Genomic DNA, 20598 nt, shown 5'->3' with positions numbered 1-20598 from the left:
CTCCTCGAAATCACGTGCAGTGTGGTTTCTCCTCGAGTCCATGTGCAGTGCCCATGGTCGTCCACGGAGGCGGAACAATCAACCATGAGCAACCATTGCATTCGATCAATCATTGCGAGTAGCAAGGTAGAGAGGGCGAGACGCCATCCGACACAGTCGTTCCTGGGAGTTCCGAGAGGGAGAACGTGGTCCACGCAATGAGAACGGCCAGCTCAGATGCGGACGTTGCCCCTCATGTGCTCCGCGAGTATGCCTTGGTCGCGGACGGTGAACGAGGAGCGCTGATCGGTCCGCGCGGTGATCTCGCGTGGATGTGCGCACCGCTATGGGGTTCCGAACCCGTTTTCTCCACGCTGCTCGGCGGGCCCGGGATCTACGTCGTCGCACCCGACACGCCCCGGTTCGTGTGGGGCGGTTATTACGAGGACGGGTCGTTGATCTGGCGGAGCCGCTGGGTCGACACGGGGATCGTCGAATGCCGCGAGGCTCTCGCGATGCCTGCCGACCGGCACACGGCAGTGATCCTGCGCCGGATCGTCGCGCTCGACGGACCTGCACCGCTGCGCGTACTCCTCCGAGCGCAACCGGACGAGGGCCGAAGGTCGAGTCCATCGCGCGGCCCCGACGACTCCTGGCACATGCGGGCGGGGCCTCTTCATCTGCGCTGGAGCGGGGCCACGACCGCGGTTCGGTCCCGGTCCGGAATGGAGATGCATCTCGACGTACCTCAGGGACATACCCACGATCTGGTCCTGGAGATCTCCGACCGTCCGCTGGTCGACATCCCGCCGACACCGGATGAACTCTGGGACCGGACCGAACACGCGTGGGCCGGTGCCGTCGCGCCGATCCAAGGCACCCTTGCCGACCGGGACGCACGACACGCGACAGCCGTTCTCACCGGGTTGACAAGCAGCAGTGGGGGAATGGTGGCTGCCGCGACCACCTCGTTACCCGAGAGGGCCGAGCAAGGGCGGAATTACGACTACCGCTACTGCTGGATTCGTGACCAGTGCTATGCGGGTCAGGCGGCGGCCCTGTACGACACGCATCCACTTCTCGACGCATCGGTTCGCTTCGTCGGCGATCGGTTGCTCGCCGACGGCTCGAAGCTGAAGCCCGCGTACACCACGGATGGCGGCGACGTTCCCTCGCAGAGCACAGCCGAGCTTCCGGGCTACCCCGGCGGAAGCGTGGTCGTCGGCAACTGGGTCAACCATCAGTTCCAACTGGACACCTTCGGAGAGGCGTTGTTGTTGTTCGCAGCGGCAGCTCGCCACGACGGCCTCGAATCCTCATCCTGGCGCGCGGTGGAAACCGCCGCCGCTGCCATCGAAGCCCGCTGGCGAGAGCCCGACGCCGGAATCTGGGAGCTCGACACTCGCCGCTGGACACACTCGACCCTGACGTGCGCTGCCGGATTACGCGCCGTGGCCCCTTTCGCACCACACGCACAGTGCGACCGCTGGCTCGACCTCGCCGAAACCCTCGTCGATCACGCCCGTCACCGCTGCACTCATCCATCGGGGCGGTGGCAGCGCGCCCCCGACGACGACCGGGTCGATGCCGCTCTACTGCTGTCGGCGATCAGGGGAGCGATCCCGGCGACGGATCCGTTGAGCCGACGAACACTGGATGCGGTCCGCACCACGCTCAGCAGCGACGGCTATGTCTACCGATTTCGGCACGACGATCGCCCGCTCGCCGAAGCCGAAGGCGCCTTCCTGCTGTGCGGATTTCTCATGGCACTCGCTGATCATCAGCAGGGCAACACATTTCAAGCGGTTCGATGGTTCGAACGGAATCGTGCCGCGTGCGGCCCTCCGGCATTGTTCACCGAGGAATTCGACGTGATCGAACGACAGTTGCGCGGGAATCTACCCCAGGCATTCGTCCACGCGTTGCTACTCGAAACCGCGAGACGACTTGCCCAGCCCTGGGATTCGACAACCTGAGCGCCGCACGGAAAGGACATGCAATGTCATCACCACCCCACCGCCAGATCGTGGTCGTCACCGGCGCGAGCGCGGGCATCGGACGCGCAGTGGCGCGCGCATACGGACATCGTCGAGCAAAGGTCGCGTTGATCGCACGCGGAGAGGTCGGACTCGCAGCGGCCGCACGTGAGGTCGAGGATGCAGGTGGCGAGGCACTCGTCCTGCCCACCGACGTCGCCGACCCTGAGGCGGTCGAAGCCGCCGCTGCGGCAACCGTCGAGCGGTTCGGTCGCATCGACGTGTGGGTCAACGTGGCATTCACCTCGGTATTCGCACCGTTCACCGAGATCAGTCCGGCCGAGTACCGGCGCGTCACCGAGGTCAACTATCTCGGCTTCGTGTACGGCACCATGTCGGCGCTCAAACGGATGCTGCCCGCCGACCGCGGCACCATCGTGCACGTCGGCTCCGCTCTGGCCTATCGAGGTATCCCGCTCCAGAGCGCCTATTGCGGATCAAAACACGCCATCCAGGGATTCCATGAATCGGTCCGGTGCGAACTGTTGCACCGCCACAGCAACGTTCACGTGACCATGGTGCAGATGCCCGCGGTCAACACGCCGCAGTTCTCGTGGGTTCTCTCCCGCCTGCCCCGGCATGCACAACCCGTGCCGCCCATCTATCAACCCGAGGTGGCAGCGCGTGCGGTGCTCCATGCCGCGGATCACCCGAAACGCCGTGAATACTGGGTCGGTGCGAGCACCGCGGCAACTCTCGTCGGCAATGCGCTGGCACCCGGACTGCTCGATCGGTACCTGGCGCGTACCGGCTTCGACTCTCAGCAGACCTCGCGCCCCCGCGATCCCGACCAGCCGGCGAACCTCTGGGAGCCGGCGGACGGCCCGGACGGAAGCGACTTCGGCGCGCACGGGGTGTTCGACCGACGCGCCAAGAACTCGAGTGCTCAGACCGTCCTGTCTCGTCACCATGGGGTCGCGGGTGGCGCGGCCGCGGTCGCCTCGCTGACTGTTGCGTTACTGGCCAGGCGATCGCGCGCCCTCAGGTGATACCCGGTTACGCCGAAGGCTGCGTTCACGGGTGCAGCGGCCACACCAGGGTCAGGGAATCGTCAGTGGTCGGCTCTCCCGCCGCGACGGCGAAGGCATCGAACGCGACGGTCAGTTCGTCACGCTGCGTTGCACTCAGCTTCTTGAGCACCGCGGCGATGGCCTCACGTCGATGATCGGTGACGGTCTGCACGAGGTCGGCGCCGTCGGCGGTCACCGTCACCGCCAGTCTGCGTCGATCCTCAGGGGCATCACGCCGGTCCAGCAGGCCTGCCTTCATCAACCTGTCCACACTTCGACTGGCGCTGGAGGGATCGACGTCGAGTTCGTCGGCGATGACTGCGAGACTGAGCGGACCCCGGGTGGCGACCAATGTGAGGATCCGCAGCTGAGGAATGCTGACCCGATCCTCCACCTCCGCGACCGAGGCAGCGGCGATCCCGATCAGTGCACGAGAAGCCCACATCACCGCATCGACCTGCTTGTCGAACTTCTTGCGCGATCGGCGCCGAGGTGGGGCAGACGTGGAGTCCATCGAGCCATCTTCTGTCATTCCATGCTGTTGATCAAGCATTGCACGCTGCATGAATAGATGGCGGTTGCCGATGTGACCGCTCAGGCCGCGACGGTGGCACCGCAGATGCCACACGCCTCGAATTGCCGACGACCCCAGCGCGCCACCGGGATGAAGAAGAGCGTGAATTGGCTGTACTCCCGCATCCTGGCCCATTGGGTGGTGTTGTGGCATCGCGGGCAGGTCCGCGTCTGTCCCGCACCGAGATGTTGTTGCCTGCGACCGAATCCGAAAAGGAAGAACACGTTGCCATCGTGCCAGAAGGAGGACGTGGCGACCGTTTCCACCACCACTGGTCCCGAACCGGCGGCTTCGCCGTTCAGAAGTTCCATGCCACAACTGCTTCCCGGAGACCAGCAGCATGGTCCGAGACGCCTTAGGCTTGGGCTCGCCGAATATCAACAGAGGGGACCAACACCGATGGACAGGACGGTGATCGTGACCGGCGGCGCCGGCGGGATGGGACTGGCCACCGCCAGGATCATGGGTCGCGACCACGACGTGGTGCTCACCGACGTCAGAGAGGATCCGCTGGCCTCCGCCGTGGCCGATCTCGAGTCGAGCGGGATCCGCGCTCGGTACGTCGTCGCCGACATCACCGACCGCGGATCCGTGGAGGCCCTCTTCGCGACCTCCGCGCCCGTACGCGCGGTGGTGCACGCGGCCGGGGTGAGTCCACAGATGGGGTCGGCGGAGAAGATCATCAAGATCAACGCCGTCGGGACCATCAACGTCACCGAGGCGTCCCTTGCCGTCGCCGGCGAGGGATTCGCCCTCGTCAACGTCGCGTCCATCGCCGGGCACATGCTGCCGTCGGTCATGGTGCCGCGGCGCACCTACCGGCTGGCGACGCGCGACGTCGAGGAGTTCACCCGCAAGATGATCGCGAACGCATCCCGCGGTCCGGCCAGGATGCATCCCGGTTCGGCCTATTCGCTGAGCAAGAACTTCGTCATCCGTTACTCGGCGGACCGAGCCGGTGCGTTCGGTGCTCGAGGTGCCCGCATATTGTCCGTCTCGCCGGGATCGTTCGACACCGAGATGGGCCGGCTCGAGGAGAAGAGCGGGTCGGCCAGACTGTTGGAGTTCGCCGCACTCAAACGATTCGGCCGCCCGGACGAGATCGCGGAACTGCTGGCCTTCTGCGCCGGCGACAAACCGGGCTATCTCACCGGCACCGACATCCTGTGCGACGGCGGCACCAAGGCAGGACTGGGCATCAAAGGCATGCTGGCAATGGCCCGCGGCGCCTGAGTCCAGACCTCCACCCGCGTATGGCGCACCTGCCGACGAGTTGATCGACCGCTTCGATGGGCCTGGTACCCGTCCGCTTCGGCTGGGGGTGTCCTCTTCGCACGCGTGTGCGAAGATGGTCGGTGTGAGTTCGCATCGAAGGCCGGGACTGACTCCCGACGATCTGGAATCTCTCTCCGCGGCGCTCGCCGCAGGCAAGCGGGCCACCGTGTACCTACGCGATCCGATGCCGTCGCTGGGGCTCGACGCGGGCGCATCGGCACGTGTCGTGTCGATCGACGGATCCACGGTGATGGTGAGCCCCAAGGGCGTCGACGACCAGCTACCGTTCGAGGCCGACGAGTTGCAGAAGACCCGAGCGGCGACCTCTGCTTCCTCTGCGCGTCAGCGAGCTGCCAGGGCGACACCGGCGCCTAATCCCGGGCAGCCACCGAAACCCGTACAGGCGCCGAAACCCGTTGCGCAGAAACCGAAGGCGGAGTCACCCCAGGCACCTGCGGTGCGCGCCGAACACTCATCGCGCACTGAACCGGAAACGGACACGGTGAAGCCGAGACCCGTCCCGCCCAAGGCACCCAGACGCCCGAAGACCGCGTCGGTGGTGAGCGTCACCGTGGCATCGGCGGGCGAGAGCACGTGGACGGTGTCCGTCTCGCACGGCAGCAGGAAGGGCAAGGCAACCGAGGTGACCGCAGACCGGGTGGCTCGTGCGATGCGCGAACTGGGTGACGAGACGGCGGTCGCGGCAGTCGACGGCGTGATCGAGTCCGCGCGTGCCGCGGCTCAGGAGCGGATCGATGAGCTCACCCGCGAGTTGGAGAGCGCGCGGGCTGCTCTGGCCCATCTCGACGGAGAGTCCACGGACGACTGACGCGATCAGCCGGCTGGTGGGGCGAAGAACTCCAGCGCGATGTTGTCCGGGTCGCGAAAAGAGATTCCCGACCCGTAGTGCGCGTGTTTGATTCCGCTGTGCTCGATTCCAGCCTCGTCGAGGCGTGCGACCCAGTCCTCGAGTTCGGATTGCGTGCAGGCGAACGCGATATGGTCCAGTCCCGCGTTCAGTTCGCTGAACGGATGCGTACCGCCAGAATTCGTGGTGTGGGTGTGGAGGCCGAACAGTGTTCCACCGCCGAGCGCGAAGACCGTGTGGTGGAAATTGCCGGACTCTTCGTCTTCGTCCAGAACAGGCTGGGCGTCGAACAATTTCTGGTACCACACAGTGCTGGCGTCGAGATCGCTGACCGTGATCGCGACGTGGGTGAGTGCAGGAAAGTTCGGCATCGTCGCCTTCTCCTGACCTTGCAAGGTTGGGTTTTCGGTTGAGGGACAGCCGGTTCCACGGCGACCTGCGCGAGACCGGAGGTCGTCGGGGACAGCGCGCCGATGAGCGGATCAAGAGACGCAACGCGTCGATCAGTATATCGCCGGCCTCGAATAGGGATCCCGGCTCTGTGATTCGTGGCGCTACCCGGCCCGTCTGGTGAACACTCGACACATGAGCCGCAAGAGGTCTGCTGTCGTAGTCGGTGCCGCCACCACAGCGGCGGCCGTTGTCGTTCGAGATCTGTTTCAGCGCGAGCACTCGTTGCTGCGCAACTTCCCGCTCATCGGGCACGCGCGCTACTGGATCGAGACGTTCGGACCCGAGTTACGTCAATACATCGTCGCCGCCAACGACGAAGAGCGTCCGTTCACCCGCGATCAACGCCGGTGGATCTACTCCTCGTCCAAGAAAGAGAACAACTACTTCGGGTTCGGCACCGACAACGACGTCGAGTTCACGACCGGATTCCCGGTGATCAAACATCGGACGTTCAGCCAGTCGTCTGCGCCGGCTTCGGCACCCGAGGCCGGCCACGAGGTGGTTCTGCCCTGCGCGAAGGTGGTCGGCGCAGCACGTGGACGACCGGGTGCGTTTCGTCCGACGTCGGTTGTCAACATCTCCGGGATGAGCTTCGGAGCCCTGTCCGGGAACGCCATCGAGGCACTCAATCGCGGGGCCGCCATGACCGGCGCGCTCCACAACACCGGCGAGGGCGGGATCTCGCCCTATCACCGTCACGGTGGGGACCTGGTCTTCCAGATCGGCACCGCCTATTTCGGCTGCCGAGACGCCGACGGTCGTTTCGACCTCGCCCGCCTGAAAGCCGTCGTCGCCGAAGCTCCGGTACGCGCGCTCGAGATCAAACTCAGCCAGGGCGCCAAGCCCAATCTGGGTGGGTTGCTTCCCGGCCCCAAGGTGACTGCGGAGATCGCAGAGGCGCGCGGCGTCACGGCGGGACGTGATTGCGTGAGTCCATCACGGCACGCCGAATTCTCCGACGCCGACAGCATGCTCGACTGGGTCGAACTTCTCGCCGCCGAAACGGGGCTGCCGGTGGGCATCAAATCCGCGGTCGGAGACCTCGACTCGTGGCATCAGATCGCCGACCTGATGGCGACGACCGACCGCGGAGTCGACTTCGTCACCATCGACGGAGGAGAAGGCGGCACGGGTGCAGCACCGTTGCTCTTCGCCGACACCGTCTCGCTCCCGTTCTTCCTCGCGTTCAGCAGGGTCTACCGGATTTTTGCCGAGCGGAACCTTCATCAGCAGATCACGTTCATCGGGAGCGGCAAGCTCGGCCTACCCGACAACGCCGTCCAGGCCTTCGCACTCGGATGCGACATGGTCAGCGTCGCCCGCGAGGCGATGCTGTCCGTCGGGTGTATCCAGTCCCAGAAATGCCACACCGACACCTGCCCGACGGGTGTCGCCACGCAGAACAGCTGGCTCACAAGGGGATTGGCGCCCGACGACAAGGCGCCCCGAGCAGCGAACTACATCACGACGCTACGCCGGGACCTGGCCAGGGTCGCGCAGGCCTGCGGCGTCGACCACCCGGGACTCATCACCACCGAGTCGGTGGAGATCCTGGACGGGCGGCGGAGCTCCAGACCGATGACCGAGGTGTACGGGTATTCGCCGGGTATGGGTCTTCCGTCGGACGCCGACTGTGCGGAGATCGCACGTCTGATGAGCGATCAACGCCAGGGCGGTTCGGCTCCACCTTCGGCGACGAGCGCGAGCTGAGGAGAACCTGCCGAATCGACGGAGCGGTGGTCGGATGACGGTCTCACTCCGGGTCGGCGAAGCGGGGTTCCCGTCCGGACATGCCGGCGCGCACGGCCTCGAGCTGATTCGGCGACCGCATCAACTCGACCTGCAGTGTGCTCTCGAGCAACAGTGCCGCCGCCGGATCGACGCCACTCCAGGTCTCGTCGTAAAGGCGTTTTGCAGCGCGCACGGCATGTGGCGACTTCGCGGCGATCTCATGGGCGAGCGTCATGGCGCGGGCGAGAGGGTCGTCGGCAATTCCGGTGACCAACCCGACCTCGTGGGCTTCGGCGCCCGACAGGATGCGGCCCGTGAAGGTCAGTTCCTTGGCCACGTCGGCCGCAAGAAGCCCGGGAAGCGTCTGGGTGATGCCCATATCCGGCACCAGGCCCCATTTCACCTCCATCACGGACAGGCGGGCGTCGGGCGTCGCGTAGCGGATGTCGGCACCGAGAGCGACCTGCAGTCCGCCTCCGAAGCAGTTGCCGTGTAGCACCGCGATCACCGGCGCCGGCACGCGCCGCCAGTCGAGAGACACCCGCTGCGCATGGTTTCCACGGTCGGCGTCGTCCCGCTCCAGCAACGAGCCGCCCAACCCCTCGCCGCCGAGAGACGAGATGTCGAGGCCGGAACAGAAACTCTTTCCGTCCCCGTGAACGACGACGGCCCGCACGCGACGATCAGCCGCCAGTTCGCCGGTCACCTCGAGCAACGCGTCGAACATCGCGGGGTCCAGCGCATTGTGCTTCTCCGCGCGGTTGAGCGTGACCGTCGCGACCCCCGCCTCGTCGACATCGAGCAGGATCCTTTGTGCAGTCACCATCTTCGTCACCTCTCCACCTGTCGTCGGGCCACGAGCATGTACCCGAGCGCTTACACTACGGCCGTGGAGGAATCGGTCTGGAAGTTCAGCGAATCCGACGGCTCGGTCGTGGTGCACACCGGGGTCACCGGACCGGCGGCACGCACCGGCCATCGGCTGACGATCGCGATGCGTGCATGGACCGCGGTCGTGACCTTGAAAGACTTGGTACCCAACCGCATCGCGGCGACGATCTCAGTGGACTCCATGCAGGTAGAAGCCGGCGAGGGCGGACTCACCCCGATGACCGGAGCCGAGAAGTCGCTCGCCCGTATGAACGCCTTGAAGTCCATGCGCGCCGACAAGTACCCCGAGATCTCCTATGAATCCGAGGCACTCACCGCGACGGCACACGGGTACCGAGCCGACGGCACGTTGACCATCCACGGCCGAACACGCCCGCTTTCGTTGGACTTCGAAGTCGTCGACACCGCGGCGGGCCGGCAGATCTCCACCGACGCGACGATCACTCAGAGCGACTTCGGGATCAAGCCGTACTCACTGATGATGGGCACGTTGAAGGTCGCCGACGACGTTCGAGTGGTCGTCGACGTCGCTCGCGCTCGGTGACCGTGGTGTGGAGGTGGACCGACTGGGCGGCGGTCCGCCCCTCCTCCCGATCGGTACGCTCGAAGGTGCCCGATTTGTCGGCCGGGCCCGAGGCCTCGCAAGGGCTCCAGCCTGACGAGTCCGTCGGACACGCACGAGCTGGAGAGAACCATGGAAGCACTGATTCTGATCGCCGTCGTCGTCCTGGTCGTCGTCGGGGTGGTGGTGATCGCACAGCAGCGCTCCGGGGCGAACGCCGCTCGCACGCTCGACGACGCCAAGGCTGACGCACGGCAAGCCATCGAACGCCTCGGCGGGCAAGTGTTCATGTTGGTCGGTGATGGTCCGGCGTCGAAGCAGGCGCTCGCCGATGCGGGGGAGCGGTACACCGCAGCCGGTTCGCAGATCGAGCAGGCGAACTCGCCCGCGCAGGCGCGACTGGCCAAGCAGACGGCCCTCGAAGGCCTTTACTACATCCGTGCTGCTCGAGTCGCGATGAACCTCGATCCCGGTCCGGCCATCCCGGAGCTCGATGGTCAGCAGAGTGCGGGCAGGGTCACCGAAGACCGGCAGGTCGACTTCGAAGGACGCAAGGTCGAGGCGTCACCCAACCCGTCTGATCGGACGCCGAACTACTACCCGGGTGGCCGCGTCGCCGGTCGTCCGGTCCCGGCCGGTTGGTATTCGGAGCCCTGGTGGCGGCCGGCTCTCGTGGCGGGCGCCTGGGGCGTCGGGTCCATGTTCCTGTTCTCGGCGATGTTCTCCGGCATGGCGGGCGTCCCGTATGACGCACAGGGCTTCGAGAGCGGCGTCGGCGACGGTTCGGACCTGGGCGCCATCGACGGAGGCGACGCCGGCGGCGGGGATGACTTCGGCGGAGACGACTTCGGCGGGGGCGATGCCGGCGGCGATTTCGGTGGCGGCGATTTCGGTGGCGGCGATTTCGGTGGCGGCGATTTCGGTGGCGGCGGGTTCGATTTCTGATCCCGCCGATCCGTCGAAACCCGCGGCGGGTTCCCCTCGCGGCAGAGTCGTAGCTGTGCGTCATCACCATCGGACAGCGCCTCAGAACGGTGGCCGGCTTCCCAGGTGGTCGCGGCGTTCGGCGTCGCGGAGTGCTTCCCGCTCCTGACTGTTGCGGGCACGCTCGGCCCGCCGGCGTGCCTGTCTGGCGGCCAGTCGGCTGCGGTAGCGGCGCGGGTTGTCCTCCGGGCCGATGATGCGTGCACCGGGTGGAGCTTGGGCGGCCTGCTCGAACCGGATCCGACGCAGATCGGGTCCCACACCCCGGTGCGGGTTCGCAGGACATACGCGATCTCGGCGTCAGGAACGGGGACACCGAACCAGGTCAATCGACCATGACCCGAATTCGGTGACACAGATCACTCGGCGCCATATAGTTACCCAATGCCACTTAGTCATCTAAGTGACCGAGGACGGCAGCGCCGTCTCTATCCCCTACTGAAAAGGACATCGATGAAACCGTTCAGAGGCTCGCGCGTCGCCAAGATGGTGGCCGCATCGATCGCGGTGGTGGCGCTGAGCGCGACAGCCGCATGTAGCAGCGACGACAGCAGTGACGGCTCCGCGTCCGAGAGCGTCGCCGCGCCGGAGGGTTCGTTCCCCGGGAATGCGGCCAGTGGCGAGCCCGTGAAGATCGGTCTCATCAACAACGAAGGCGGACAGGCCATCTCGATGCCCGAGAACCGGGAATCGGCCGAGGCCGTCGTCCAGTACGCGAACGAGAACCTCGGTGGCATCGGTGGCCGGCCCATCGAACTGGTCACCTGCAAGCAAGGCGAAGACGCCAACCAGGCCCGCGACTGTGCCAACAAGATGGTGGAGGCGAAGGTCTCTGCAGTCCTCATGACCAGCAGCGGCCAGGGAAATTCGATGGTTCCCATCATCACCGGTGCCGGGATCCCCTACGTTTCGGCGGCCGGTCAGGCGTCGTCGGAGCTGACCACTCCGGGCGCCTTCATGTGGACCGCAGGTCTGCCCGGTGCCATGACCTCGATGGCGAAGTACTCCGCCCAACAGGGCATGAAGAACGTGACGGCTTATGTGATCGACGTCCCGGCAGCGACTGCCGGCGTCCAGGCGATGGGCGCACCCGCCTTCCAGGCCGCGGGAGTCAACCTCAAGGTCGTGCCGATCCCGCCGGGCACCCCGGACGCCACCCCGCAGGTGAGTGCCGGCCTGGGAGACAAGCCTGACGGTGTGGTGGTCATCGGTGAATCCACCCTCTGCACATCGGTGTTCAAAGCCTTGAGCACGGTGTCGACAACCGCCGAAAAGATGACCATCCAGCCGTGTTCCGATCCGGCGGTCGTCGAGGCGGTCGGTGCCGAGAATCTCAACGACACGAAGGTCTCGACCGCTTCGGTCATCAACTCCGATGACCCGGAGACCCAGCTCTACAAGGCGATCATGGCCAAGTACGCGCCCGACACCGACATCGAGGGCTTCGCGATCATCGGCTATCAGGGCATGCTCGGCCTGGTCCGCGCAACCGAGTCGGTGCAGGGCACCGACACCTCACCCGCCGCCCTGACCGCGGCGATCAAGAGCACCAAGGATGTTCCGCTCCCAGCCGGCTACGGGCTGACGTTCACCTGCGACGGCAAGGCGATGCCGGGCATGCCGTCGGTGTGCGGCAGCGGAGGCATCATCGTCACCTTCAAGGACGGCGAGCTCGTCGACCCGAAGCTCGTCTGAACACGGCGAACGTTCACCACACCCGCACGATGACCGGAAGTCGGTAGATGACCCAAGATATCCAGTTCTTGCTCCTAGGGCTCGGCAACGGCGCTGTCTACGCAGCATTGGCGCTGGCTCTGGTCATGACCTACCGGAGTTCGGGTGTGGTGAACTTCGCCACCGGGGCCATCGCGCTCTACATCGCGTACACGTACGCGTACTTGCGCGATGGTGAACTCCTCATCCCGATCCCGGGATTTCCCAAGACAATTGATCTCGGGGGACCCCTGGGACTGGCGCCCGCCATGGTGATCGCTCTACTGATCGCCGCCGGGTTGGGCGCTCTCCTGTACCTCTGCGTGTTCCGGATGTTGCGGACCGCACCAGCGACAGCAAAGGCGGTGGCGTCGATCGCCGTGATGTTGGTGATCCAGGCCGTGCTCGCCGCCCGGGTGGGCACCAGCCCGGTGTCGGTGGATGCGATCCTGCCCACCGAGATCATCGAGATCGGCGACATCCGGGTCCCGGCTGATCGCGTCTGGATTGCGGCGCTGGTCGTCGTGCTGACGGTGCTGTTGATCCTGGCGTTCCGTCTGACCCGCTTCGGTCTGGCCACCCGAGCGGCCGCCGAATCGGAGAAAGGTGCGATCGTCGCAGGTCTGTCACCTGAACGCATCGCCTACGCCAACTGGGCACTGTCGACGATGATCGCGGGTCTGTCAGGCATCCTCATCGCCCCGATCGTCCCGCTGATCCCGGTGTCCTACACGCTGTTCATCGTGCCGGCACTGGCCGCTGCCCTGGTCGGCAACTTCAGTGCGATCGGGCCGGCGGTAGCGGCCGGGCTGGGTATCGGAGTCCTGCAGTCGGAGATGACACACCTGCAGGCAACGGTCAGCTGGATGCCGCAATCAGGGATGGCCGAGCTGATACCCCTGGCGATGATCTTGATCTTCCTGGTGCTGCGCGGCAAACCCCTACCCACCCGCGGCGCCATCGTCCAGAACACACTGGGCGCCGCACCTCGTCCACGAAATCTGTTGCTTCCCAGCATCGCCGGTGTCGTGGTCGCACTCGGGTTCCTGATCTTCACCGAGGGCAGTGTCCGGGGCGCGGTCATCGTCACGTTCACGGTGGCGATCATCGCCCTGTCCCAGGTGGTGGTCACCGGGTTCGCCGGTCAGATCTCATTGGCGCAGTTGACCCTTGCGGGAGTGGCAGCGTTCATGATGTCGCGTCTGACCACCGATTGGGGTGTTCCGTTCCCGATCGCACCGGTGCTGGCGGCCGTGGTGGCGACGGTGGTGGGTGTTGTCGTCGGACTCCCGGCACTGCGCATCCGGGGTCTGCCGGTCGCGGTCGTCACGCTCAGTCTCGCGGTGTTCCTGGAGGCGTTCTGGTTCCGCAACAACGAGTTCAACGGAGGAATCGACGGGGCTGCCGTCAAGGATCCGTCCCTGTTCGGCCTGGATCTCGGCATCGGTTCCGGGAACACCTACCCCAACATCGCGTTCGGCGTCCTGTGCCTCATCGTCCTGACGTTGGTCGGCCTGGGTGTCGCGCGGCTGCGGACCAGCCGGTTGGGCGCCTCGATGCTGGCGGTACGCGCGAATGAACGATCGGCCGCGGCGGCCGGAGTGAACGTGTCACGAACGAAGCTGGTGGCGTTCGCCATCGGCGCGTTCATCGCCGGGATCGGCGGCTCACTCATGGCCTATCAGCAGACCGTCGTGGTTCCCGAATCATATGCCGCCATCGCCGGAATCGGGATGTTCGCACTGGTGTACCTGGCCGGTGTCACCTGTGTCTCCGGCGGCGTTCTCGCGGGGATCATGGGGGCCGGCGGCATCCTGTTCGTCCTGCTCGACCGTGCGGTCAACCTGGGCACGTACTACCACGTCATCACCGGCATCCTCCTGGTCATCACCATCATCGCCAACCCCGAGGGCATCATCTCCGAGGTGCACAAGGCGACGAACTGGTTGCGCACCAGGGTCTTCGACCGCAAGGACACCGTCGCCGAACTCGAACTGGCCATCTCGCCCGGCACCGATTCGCCGACTCTCGAGGCACCCCGCGCACCCGGCGAGGTCATCCTGTCGTCGAAGGAGATCGGCGTCCGCTACGGCGGCGTGACCGCCGTCGAGAACGTGTCGTTCGACGTCCGCGAAGGCGAGATCATCGGCCTCATCGGACCCAACGGAGCCGGCAAGACCACCCTCATCGACGCCATCAGCGGATTCGCGGACTCGACCGGCAGTGTGAACCTGGAGGGCCACAGCCTCGACGGGCAGCGCCCCTTCCAACGCAGCCGCCACGGGCTGGGTCGCACGTTCCAGGGCATCGAACTGTACGACGACCTCTCGGTCCGTGAGAATGTCGCCGTCGGCACCACCGCCGCCCGGCACCGCCCGGACACGGCGATGCTGGGGGTGGACGAGTTGGACCGGCTCTTCGAGTTGTTGCACCTCGTCCCGGTGGTCGATCGCCAGGTGAAGGAACTCTCGCAGGGACGGCGGCAGCTCGTCTCGGTTGCTCGCGCACTTGCCGGGCGACCGCGGGTGGTCCTCCTCGACGAGCCGGCCGCCGGCCTCGACAGCACCGAGAGCTTGTGGCTCGGACACCGACTCCGAGCGATCCGCGATGCGGGGGTGACCGTCGTGATGATCGACCACGACATGGAACTGGTTCTTGCCGTCTGTGACCGGATAGTCGTTCTCGACCTCGGCAAGGTGATCGCGATCGGAACCCCCGACGAGATCCGTAGCGATCCGGCCGTTACCAGCGCCTATCTCGGCGCCACCCACAGCGGTGAGGAGCTGAAGGCATGAACCCTGTACTCAGCTGCACCGGATTGGACGCCGGATACAACGGTCGGCCGTGCGTTCGCGGATTCGATCTCGAGCTCGGCGCGGGGGAGGTGCTGGCGCTCCTCGGCCCGAACGGGGCAGGGAAGACCACGGTGTTGATGTCGCTGGCCGGCCTGCTGCCGACCTTGGCCGGCACGGTGTCCGTCGACGGACACCAGGTGAAGTCCGGACACGCTCGGAGGGCGGCCAAGGCCGGACTGGTCCTGGTTCCCGACGACCGCTCGTTGTTCACCTCGCTCACCGTCGAGGAGAATCTACGGCTCTCGGTCCGATCGCGACGTTCCTGGCCGGCCGAACGCGATTCGATCCTGGAGACCTTCCCGCAGCTGGCCGACCGGCTCAAGGTGCCGGCCGGTGCGCTGTCGGGAGGTGAGCAACAGATGCTCGCGATCGGGCGGGCTCTCGTTCAGCACCCCAAGGTCCTGCTGATCGATGAGCTCAGCATGGGTCTGGCGCCGGTCATCGTCGAACGTCTTCTACCCGTGGTGCGTGCCGTCGCCGACAGCACCGGTGCTGCGGTCATCCTCGTCGAGCAACATGTCCAGCTCGCCCTCGAGGTCGCGGACACCGCCATGGTCATGCGCCACGGCAACCAGGTGCTCCGAGGTGATGCCGCCGAACTCGCCGCGACGCCCGAGGTGATCGAGAACGCGTACATGGGGGAGGCGTTCGCTACGTCCTGAGCGGAAATCGAACTGCAGCTCAGACCCTTCCGATATCCAGTCCTGAACCGGCCGACTGTCAGGCCGGCTCCAGCGCCCGCTTGGCCTTCTCCAACGCGGCGAGCGTGCGCAACACAGAATCGCGCTTGGCGGTCAGGTCGGACACCTTCGCCTTGCCGCTCAAGCCGGAATCCTTCTGAGCGACGGCCAGGCGTTCCTCGATTTCGGCGAGCTGTGCCAGCAGGGCTTCGGCGCGGTTCATGAGCGCAGCACGGTCGGGTCGGGAGACGTCGGCGGGTCGGGTGCCCCCGGACTTGACGTTCTGCGCCTTGACGGGCGCAGCGTTTCCACCTGTCTTTGTCGCGGTGGACGCGGAGCGGGCGACGCCACGCTGCCCGGACCGGGATGCACCTCGCGGTGGAGTGTGCGTACGGGTCTGATTCAGCACCGCCCAGGCTTCGCGAGCTGCGACCCGGTGTTCGCGTTCTTCTTCATCGTCGGACGCCAGCGACCCACCCAGGGGTCGTAGACCATAGAACCCGACGAACTCGCGGGCCGCGGCGACGGTCTGTTCTGCGGTGCGGCAGCGTCCGCATCGCGGTTCCCCGCGGAGTTCCGCGATGTCCTCGCTGGACGAGCACCATACGCATGCGTGGGCAGTGAGATCGGTCACGAGAGTATTGGCAGCAGCGGGATTCACGGGTGAAAAGACTACGGCACAAAGCTTTTCACATTGAAATCGGGTTGGTCGCACGAAAGGTCGCAGGTCGACCGGGCCTCACGCCGCGGGCGATGCCCGACGCGGCAGGACCTTTTCCGATCTACTGGTGACTTTCGACCCCGCCGTTCTCGTCGGGTCGGTACGACGATGAAGTTTCCGGAGGGGAACGGGCGGCGCCACATCTGGGAGACAACCATGACTGATTCAGTGACCGATGCGACGGCACCGATCGTCGTCGGTGTGGACGGTTCGGACTGCGCTCTGATGGCGGTTCGCTGGGCGGCCGGCGCCGCCGTCCGGGAGAAACGACATCTGCGTCTGATCTCCGCGGTGGGCATCGTGCCCGGCGCATATGCGCCGGCACCGACGATGACTTCCCCGGCAGTGGTGGAGGCCATGCATGCCGGCGCGGCGCGTGCCCTCGACGCCGCGACGCAGGTGGCGGCCGACGTCGCCCCGAACGTCGACGTCGAGGGCAAGACCGTGAGCGGATCGGCCACGCTCGCGCTCCGGCACGCGTCTACCTGGGCCCACATGCTTGTCCTCGGTAGACGTGGGCTGGGTGGAGTCCGCGGACTGCTCTTCGGATCGGTCAGCAATGACGCGACAGCGCACGCAGAGTGTCCGGTGGTGGTGGTCGGCGGCCCTGCTCCGACGACCGGACCCGTGGTCGTCGGTGTCGACGGGTCGCCTACGTCGACGGCTGCGATCGGCCACGCGTTCCGTCAGGCGGACCTGTTGAAGACGGCTCTGCTCGGGGTGCATGCGTACGGAGGCTCGTCGGGAGCCGCGTTCTACGGTGCGGATCAGAGGACCCTTCGACAGTTCGAAGACGAAGCCGAAGAATTGCTGGGTGAACAGCTCGCCGGTTATCCGGAGGACTTTCCGGACGTCAAGATCGAGCGGCGGGTCGGGATCGCTTCACCGGCGGAGGAGATCGTGGACGCCGCACAGTCAGCACAACTGGTCGTGGTGGGAACGCGGGGCCGCGGTGGTTTCCGCGGTCTGCTCTTGGGATCGACCAGCCGGGCTGTCATGGAGGTGGCCCCGTGTCCGGTGATGGTGGTGCACAAGAATCCCTGACCGGTCGGAAGTCGCCGAGGTCTTGACTGGTGGAGGCCTCTCAGAGAGGTAGGTGGGAAGATGACCACAACCACGTGGGTCGTGATCGGCTGCGCAATCGTCGCGATCCTGCTCGTGGCCGCCACGGCCATCCGGATCGTTCCCGAGTACGAACGAGGCGTCGTGTTGCGCTTCGGCAAACTCGCCGGCACACGCAAACCAGGACTGCGCCTGATCATCCCCGTCGCCGACCGCATGATCAAGGTCTCCATGCGAGTGGTGACGATGCCGATCCAATCGCAGGGAATCATCACCCGAGACAACGTGAGCGTGGACATCTCCGCGGTCGCCTACTACCGCGTCGTCGACCCGGTGAAGGCGGTGGTCGAAATCGAAGACGTCCATGCAGCGATCAACCAGATCGCCCAGACCACGCTGCGCAAAGTCGTCGGACAACACTCTCTCGACGACGTGCTCGCACATACCGACTCGATCAACGACGACATCCTTCGCATCCTCGAGATGACCGCGCAGGAATGGGGCGTCGAGGTTCGACTGGTGGAACTCAAGGACATCCAGTTGCCCGGTGGGATGCAACGCGCAATGGCCCGCGAGGCCGAGGCCGAGCGGGAGAAGCGCGCCAAGATCATCGCGGCCGAAGGGGAAGCCGTTGCCGCCCATCAGCTTTCCACCGCAGCGAAGACCATGGCCGAGAACCCGATCGCCTTGCAGCTCCGCAGCCTGCAAACCCTTATGGAGATCGGCGTGGAGAAGAACACGACAGTGGTGTTCCCAGCGCCGCTGATGGCCTCACTCGCCGACCTGACCGCGTTCTTGTCCCGCGAAAACGGCGCACGAGACGCTCCCGGATTCCGCGGAGACAGCTCGGACATCTGACACGGTCAACAGCACCATCTCGTCCGGGCCATCCGTCTGAGGTCCACCCTGCGTGGCGATCTTCTCATTTCGTCACAGACCGGTCGGGTACGTCTCGGGGTGTTGACTCTCCTCCCACATACCGAAGGGTTCGAGGGGGCGCACCGCATCTGTCCGATCGAGATGAATGTACGCGTCGAACTGTTCGGGAACGCGGACGTGGAAGTAGTGGCTCTGGCGTTCGGTTTCCGGCAGATAGATCACACCGATTGCGCGAGCAAGGCGAATCGAGTCGACCGAATCGGCCGCACCGGCCGCCTGCGACGACAAGAAGAACGACTGCACTCCCGCCTGGTGGAAGGCCTCTTCGACGCTACCGGGGAGTGCGCGGCGAACCGTCATGCGTCGAGCCGGTCCGCCCCATTCGTCTGCGGCGGTGACGGTTCCTTCGAACGTCGAGAATCCGATGAGCCGACAGCGTCGCCGATACCGTTCACGCACCAGCTGCCCCAGGGTCAGCTGACCGTCGGCTCCGACTTCGGTCGCCCGTGCATCGCCCACGTGCGAGTTGTGTGCCCACACCACGATCTTCGCCGGGCTGGACGAACGTGAAGACAGATGTTCGGCGAGCGCGTCGAGGGTTTCGGCCATGTGGCGGTCGCGCACGTTCCAGGACGTGACCCGACCCCGGAACATGGTGCGGTAATAGAGTTCGGCGTCCTTCACCGCCACGGCATTCCGCCGGGCACAGAACAGTTCATCGGCCTCCGCGCCGTCGCCGCGGAGACGTTCCAGGGTCGCGGCGTACATCTCGACCAATTGGGTGACGACCTGCTGTTCGCAGGACTGTCCTGCACCGAACGCAGCCGCGTACCCGTATGCCTGTCCATCCGCAGCCGTGGAGTGATCGAAGCATGCGTATCGCGCGCGAGCACGCCGGGCCGCCTCGCGATCAACGGTGTCCAGGTAGGCGATCACATCCTGCATCGAGCGGTGCAGACTGTAGAGGTCGAGCCCGTAGAAACCGACTCGATCCAGATCCTGTGCTCGGCCGGCGTTGTATCGATGCAGCCAGTCGACGAAGTCCTTGACCACGGTATTTCGCCACATCCACGCCGGAAACCGTTCGAACCCCGACAGCGCCTCGTCGGCGGATCCGTCACTTCCCTTCCCCTGGACCCAGCGATTGACTCGGTAGGCGTCGGGCCAGTCGGCCTCCGCAGCCACCGCCGTGAAGCCTTTGTTCTCGATGAGCCACCGGGTGATTCGAGCGCGGGAGTCATAGAACTCTTCGGTGCCGTGAGAACTCTCGCCGATGAGTACGAATTCCGCGTCGCCGATGAAGTCGTCCAGCACTGCATCCGGCGGGACACCGTATCTGCACTCGATCGCCGATCGTGCGACGACGGCCGCCAGGGTTTGTTCGTGCGGATGTTCTGAGGGCGTGGTGGTGGGTGTGGACAGCAGGGTTCGGACCTCGTCGTCGGGCACCTGCGGGAAGGTCCGGTATGACTGGCCGACGGCTGCGAACAGTGTTGGCATGGAGGCACAGACGACTTCGTCGACCGCTCCGGCGAGTGCGAGACAGGTGGATTCGGGGGCCACCGGGACCGCGATGATGATCGCGGCCGGCTCACGTTCGCGTAGCGCACTCACCGCTGCCCGCATGCTGGCTCCGGTCGCCAGTCCGTCATCGACGAGGATGACTGTCGTGCCTGCGATCTCCAGCGGCGGGCGAGCCCCTCGGTACAGCCTCTCCCGCTTCTCGAGCGTGCGGGTCTCTCGTTCGACCACGGTCCGCAACTGTTCTTGGGTGACTCGACCGGCTCGCACCACGTCGTCGTCGAGCACGATGCGTCCGCCGGCTGCGATTGCCCCGAAGGCGAACTCTTCGTTCCCGGGCAGTCCCAGTTTGCGCACGACGAACACGTCCAACGGCAGTCGAAGCGATGCGGCGACCTCGAAGGCGACCGGAACTCCACCGCGGGCCAGGCCGAGGACGACGACGTCGTCGTGATCGCGGAAACCGGACAGCAGCTCGGCGAGGGCGCGCCCGGCCTCCCGACGGTCACGAAACAGCTGCGGTGCCGTCGTTCTCGCTGTCACGGGCGAGTTCATCGTCTGATCTCCTGTGCGTAGCGAACGACATCGGCGACGGTTCGGAGCTTGGCGTAGTCCTCTTCGGGCACGTCGACCCCGAGTCTCTTCTTGATGCCGGTCAAGAAGCTCAACCAGTCCATCGAGTCCAGGTCGGCTTGTTCGCGAATGGGCTCGTCGAAAGCGAGATCCCCGTCAGACAATTCGGGTGCCACCTCGAGCAGTGCGTCCACGACCGCGGTGGTGGTCGTCTCATCGTCCATGGTTGCT

The 20598-nt window shown here is 65.7% G+C and carries 20 protein-coding genes; 12 read left to right on the top strand and 8 right to left on the bottom strand.

What is annotated here, in order from left to right; genetic code table 11:
* Nucleotides 1-197 precede the first annotated feature (197 nt).
* Together GAA2_RS11225 and GAA2_RS11220 are read left to right on the top strand one after the other, a co-directional pair.
* Complete coding sequence (locus tag GAA2_RS11225; protein ID WP_024499277.1) at nt 198-1955, top strand: glycoside hydrolase family 15 protein; 1758 nt, start codon at nt 198-200, stop codon at nt 1953-1955.
* Nucleotides 1956-1978: 23 nt separating this feature from the next.
* Nucleotides 1979-3004, top strand: coding sequence for an SDR family oxidoreductase (locus GAA2_RS11220; protein WP_024499278.1), 1026 nt, complete (start codon nt 1979-1981; stop codon nt 3002-3004).
* Nucleotides 3005-3029: 25 nt separating this feature from the next.
* Here the strand turns inward: GAA2_RS11220 and GAA2_RS11215 are convergent, their stop codons facing one another.
* Nucleotides 3030-3539 (bottom strand): MarR family winged helix-turn-helix transcriptional regulator, encoded by a 510-nt coding sequence (locus tag GAA2_RS11215; protein ID WP_024499279.1) that lies wholly within the window; start codon nt 3537-3539, stop codon nt 3030-3032.
* A gap of 80 nt (nt 3540-3619) precedes the next feature.
* Nucleotides 3620-3823, bottom strand: coding sequence for a zinc-ribbon domain-containing protein (locus tag GAA2_RS11210; protein WP_024499280.1), 204 nt, complete (start codon nt 3821-3823; stop codon nt 3620-3622).
* 175 nt (nt 3824-3998) lie between these two features.
* Here GAA2_RS11210 and GAA2_RS11205 point away from each other — a divergent pair, with 175 nt between their 5' ends.
* Both GAA2_RS11205 and GAA2_RS11200 read left to right on the top strand, forming a co-directional pair.
* On the top strand, nt 3999-4832 hold the full coding sequence (locus GAA2_RS11205) for an SDR family oxidoreductase (RefSeq protein WP_191834948.1): 834 nt from the start codon (nt 3999-4001) through the stop codon (nt 4830-4832).
* 115 nt (nt 4833-4947) lie between these two features.
* Nucleotides 4948-5703, top strand: a complete 756-nt coding sequence (locus tag GAA2_RS11200) for a DUF6319 family protein (protein ID WP_024499282.1) — start codon at nt 4948-4950, stop codon at nt 5701-5703.
* Nucleotides 5704-5708: 5 nt separating this feature from the next.
* On the opposite strand, the gene GAA2_RS11195 is transcribed toward GAA2_RS11200, so the two are convergent.
* On the bottom strand, nt 5709-6113 hold the full coding sequence (locus GAA2_RS11195) for a VOC family protein (RefSeq protein ID WP_024499283.1): 405 nt from the start codon (nt 6111-6113) through the stop codon (nt 5709-5711).
* Between the two features lie 214 nt (nt 6114-6327).
* On the opposite strand from GAA2_RS11195, the gene GAA2_RS11190 reads away from it, so the two are divergent.
* Nucleotides 6328-7905 (top strand): FMN-binding glutamate synthase family protein, encoded by a 1578-nt coding sequence (locus tag GAA2_RS11190; protein WP_024499284.1) that lies wholly within the window; start codon nt 6328-6330, stop codon nt 7903-7905.
* Nucleotides 7906-7948: 43 nt separating this feature from the next.
* Here the strand turns inward: GAA2_RS11190 and GAA2_RS11185 are convergent, their stop codons facing one another.
* Complete coding sequence (locus GAA2_RS11185) at nt 7949-8749, bottom strand: crotonase/enoyl-CoA hydratase family protein (RefSeq protein WP_024499285.1); 801 nt, start codon at nt 8747-8749, stop codon at nt 7949-7951.
* A 66-nt stretch (nt 8750-8815) separates the two neighbouring features.
* On the opposite strand from GAA2_RS11185, the gene GAA2_RS11180 reads away from it, so the two are divergent.
* Both GAA2_RS11180 and GAA2_RS11175 read left to right on the top strand, forming a co-directional pair.
* Nucleotides 8816-9361 (top strand): YceI family protein, encoded by a 546-nt coding sequence (locus tag GAA2_RS11180; RefSeq protein WP_024499286.1) that lies wholly within the window; start codon nt 8816-8818, stop codon nt 9359-9361.
* A 150-nt stretch (nt 9362-9511) separates the two neighbouring features.
* The gene (locus tag GAA2_RS11175; RefSeq protein ID WP_024499287.1) at nt 9512-10324 is read left to right on the top strand and encodes a hypothetical protein; all 813 of its coding nucleotides are present in this window, start codon (nt 9512-9514) and stop codon (nt 10322-10324) included.
* An 81-nt stretch (nt 10325-10405) separates the two neighbouring features.
* Here the strand turns inward: GAA2_RS11175 and GAA2_RS11170 are convergent, their stop codons facing one another.
* Entirely contained in the window at nt 10406-10624 is a 219-nt protein-coding gene (locus tag GAA2_RS11170; protein WP_024499288.1) for a hypothetical protein, read from the bottom strand.
* A 192-nt stretch (nt 10625-10816) separates the two neighbouring features.
* Between GAA2_RS11170 and GAA2_RS11165 the strand changes: the two genes are divergently transcribed.
* Genes GAA2_RS11165 through GAA2_RS11155 form a run of 3 tightly spaced genes read left to right on the top strand, consistent with a single transcriptional unit; the run spans nt 10817 to nt 15593 of the window.
* Nucleotides 10817-12058, top strand: coding sequence for an ABC transporter substrate-binding protein (locus tag GAA2_RS11165; protein ID WP_024499289.1), 1242 nt, complete (start codon nt 10817-10819; stop codon nt 12056-12058).
* Between the two features lie 47 nt (nt 12059-12105).
* The gene (locus GAA2_RS11160; RefSeq protein WP_024499290.1) at nt 12106-14871 is read left to right on the top strand and encodes a branched-chain amino acid ABC transporter permease/ATP-binding protein; all 2766 of its coding nucleotides are present in this window, start codon (nt 12106-12108) and stop codon (nt 14869-14871) included.
* Nucleotides 14868-15593 carry an ABC transporter ATP-binding protein gene (locus tag GAA2_RS11155; RefSeq protein WP_096274051.1) on the top strand — a complete coding sequence of 242 codons (726 nt, stop codon included), beginning with the start codon at nt 14868-14870 and terminating at the stop codon, nt 15591-15593. The genes GAA2_RS11160 and GAA2_RS11155 overlap by 4 nt, the downstream gene beginning before the upstream one ends.
* Nucleotides 15594-15651: 58 nt before the next feature.
* Here GAA2_RS11155 and GAA2_RS11150 read toward each other — a convergent pair whose 3' ends face one another.
* Entirely contained in the window at nt 15652-16245 is a 594-nt protein-coding gene (locus GAA2_RS11150; RefSeq protein WP_024499292.1) for a hypothetical protein, read from the bottom strand.
* 243 nt (nt 16246-16488) lie between these two features.
* Between GAA2_RS11150 and GAA2_RS11145 the strand changes: the two genes are divergently transcribed.
* Nucleotides 16489-17376 (top strand): universal stress protein, encoded by an 888-nt coding sequence (locus GAA2_RS11145; protein WP_191834947.1) that lies wholly within the window; start codon nt 16489-16491, stop codon nt 17374-17376.
* A gap of 60 nt (nt 17377-17436) precedes the next feature.
* Nucleotides 17437-18252, top strand: a complete 816-nt coding sequence (locus tag GAA2_RS11140) for a slipin family protein (protein ID WP_024499294.1) — start codon at nt 17437-17439, stop codon at nt 18250-18252.
* 72 nt (nt 18253-18324) lie between these two features.
* On the opposite strand, the gene GAA2_RS11135 is transcribed toward GAA2_RS11140, so the two are convergent.
* Both GAA2_RS11135 and GAA2_RS11130 read right to left on the bottom strand, forming a co-directional pair.
* On the bottom strand, nt 18325-20349 hold the full coding sequence (locus tag GAA2_RS11135; RefSeq protein ID WP_024499295.1) for an erythromycin esterase family protein: 2025 nt from the start codon (nt 20347-20349) through the stop codon (nt 18325-18327).
* Nucleotides 20346-20591 (bottom strand): acyl carrier protein, encoded by a 246-nt coding sequence (locus GAA2_RS11130; RefSeq protein ID WP_006435584.1) that lies wholly within the window; start codon nt 20589-20591, stop codon nt 20346-20348. The genes GAA2_RS11135 and GAA2_RS11130 overlap by 4 nt, the downstream gene beginning before the upstream one ends.
* Nucleotides 20592-20598 lie beyond the last annotated feature (7 nt).

Origin of the sequence: Gordonia ajococcus (assembly GCF_012974285.1) — a bacterium.
GTDB lineage: Bacteria > Actinomycetota > Actinomycetes > Mycobacteriales > Mycobacteriaceae > Gordonia > Gordonia amicalis.
This window is presented reverse-complemented; position numbering and strand designations above follow the sequence as displayed.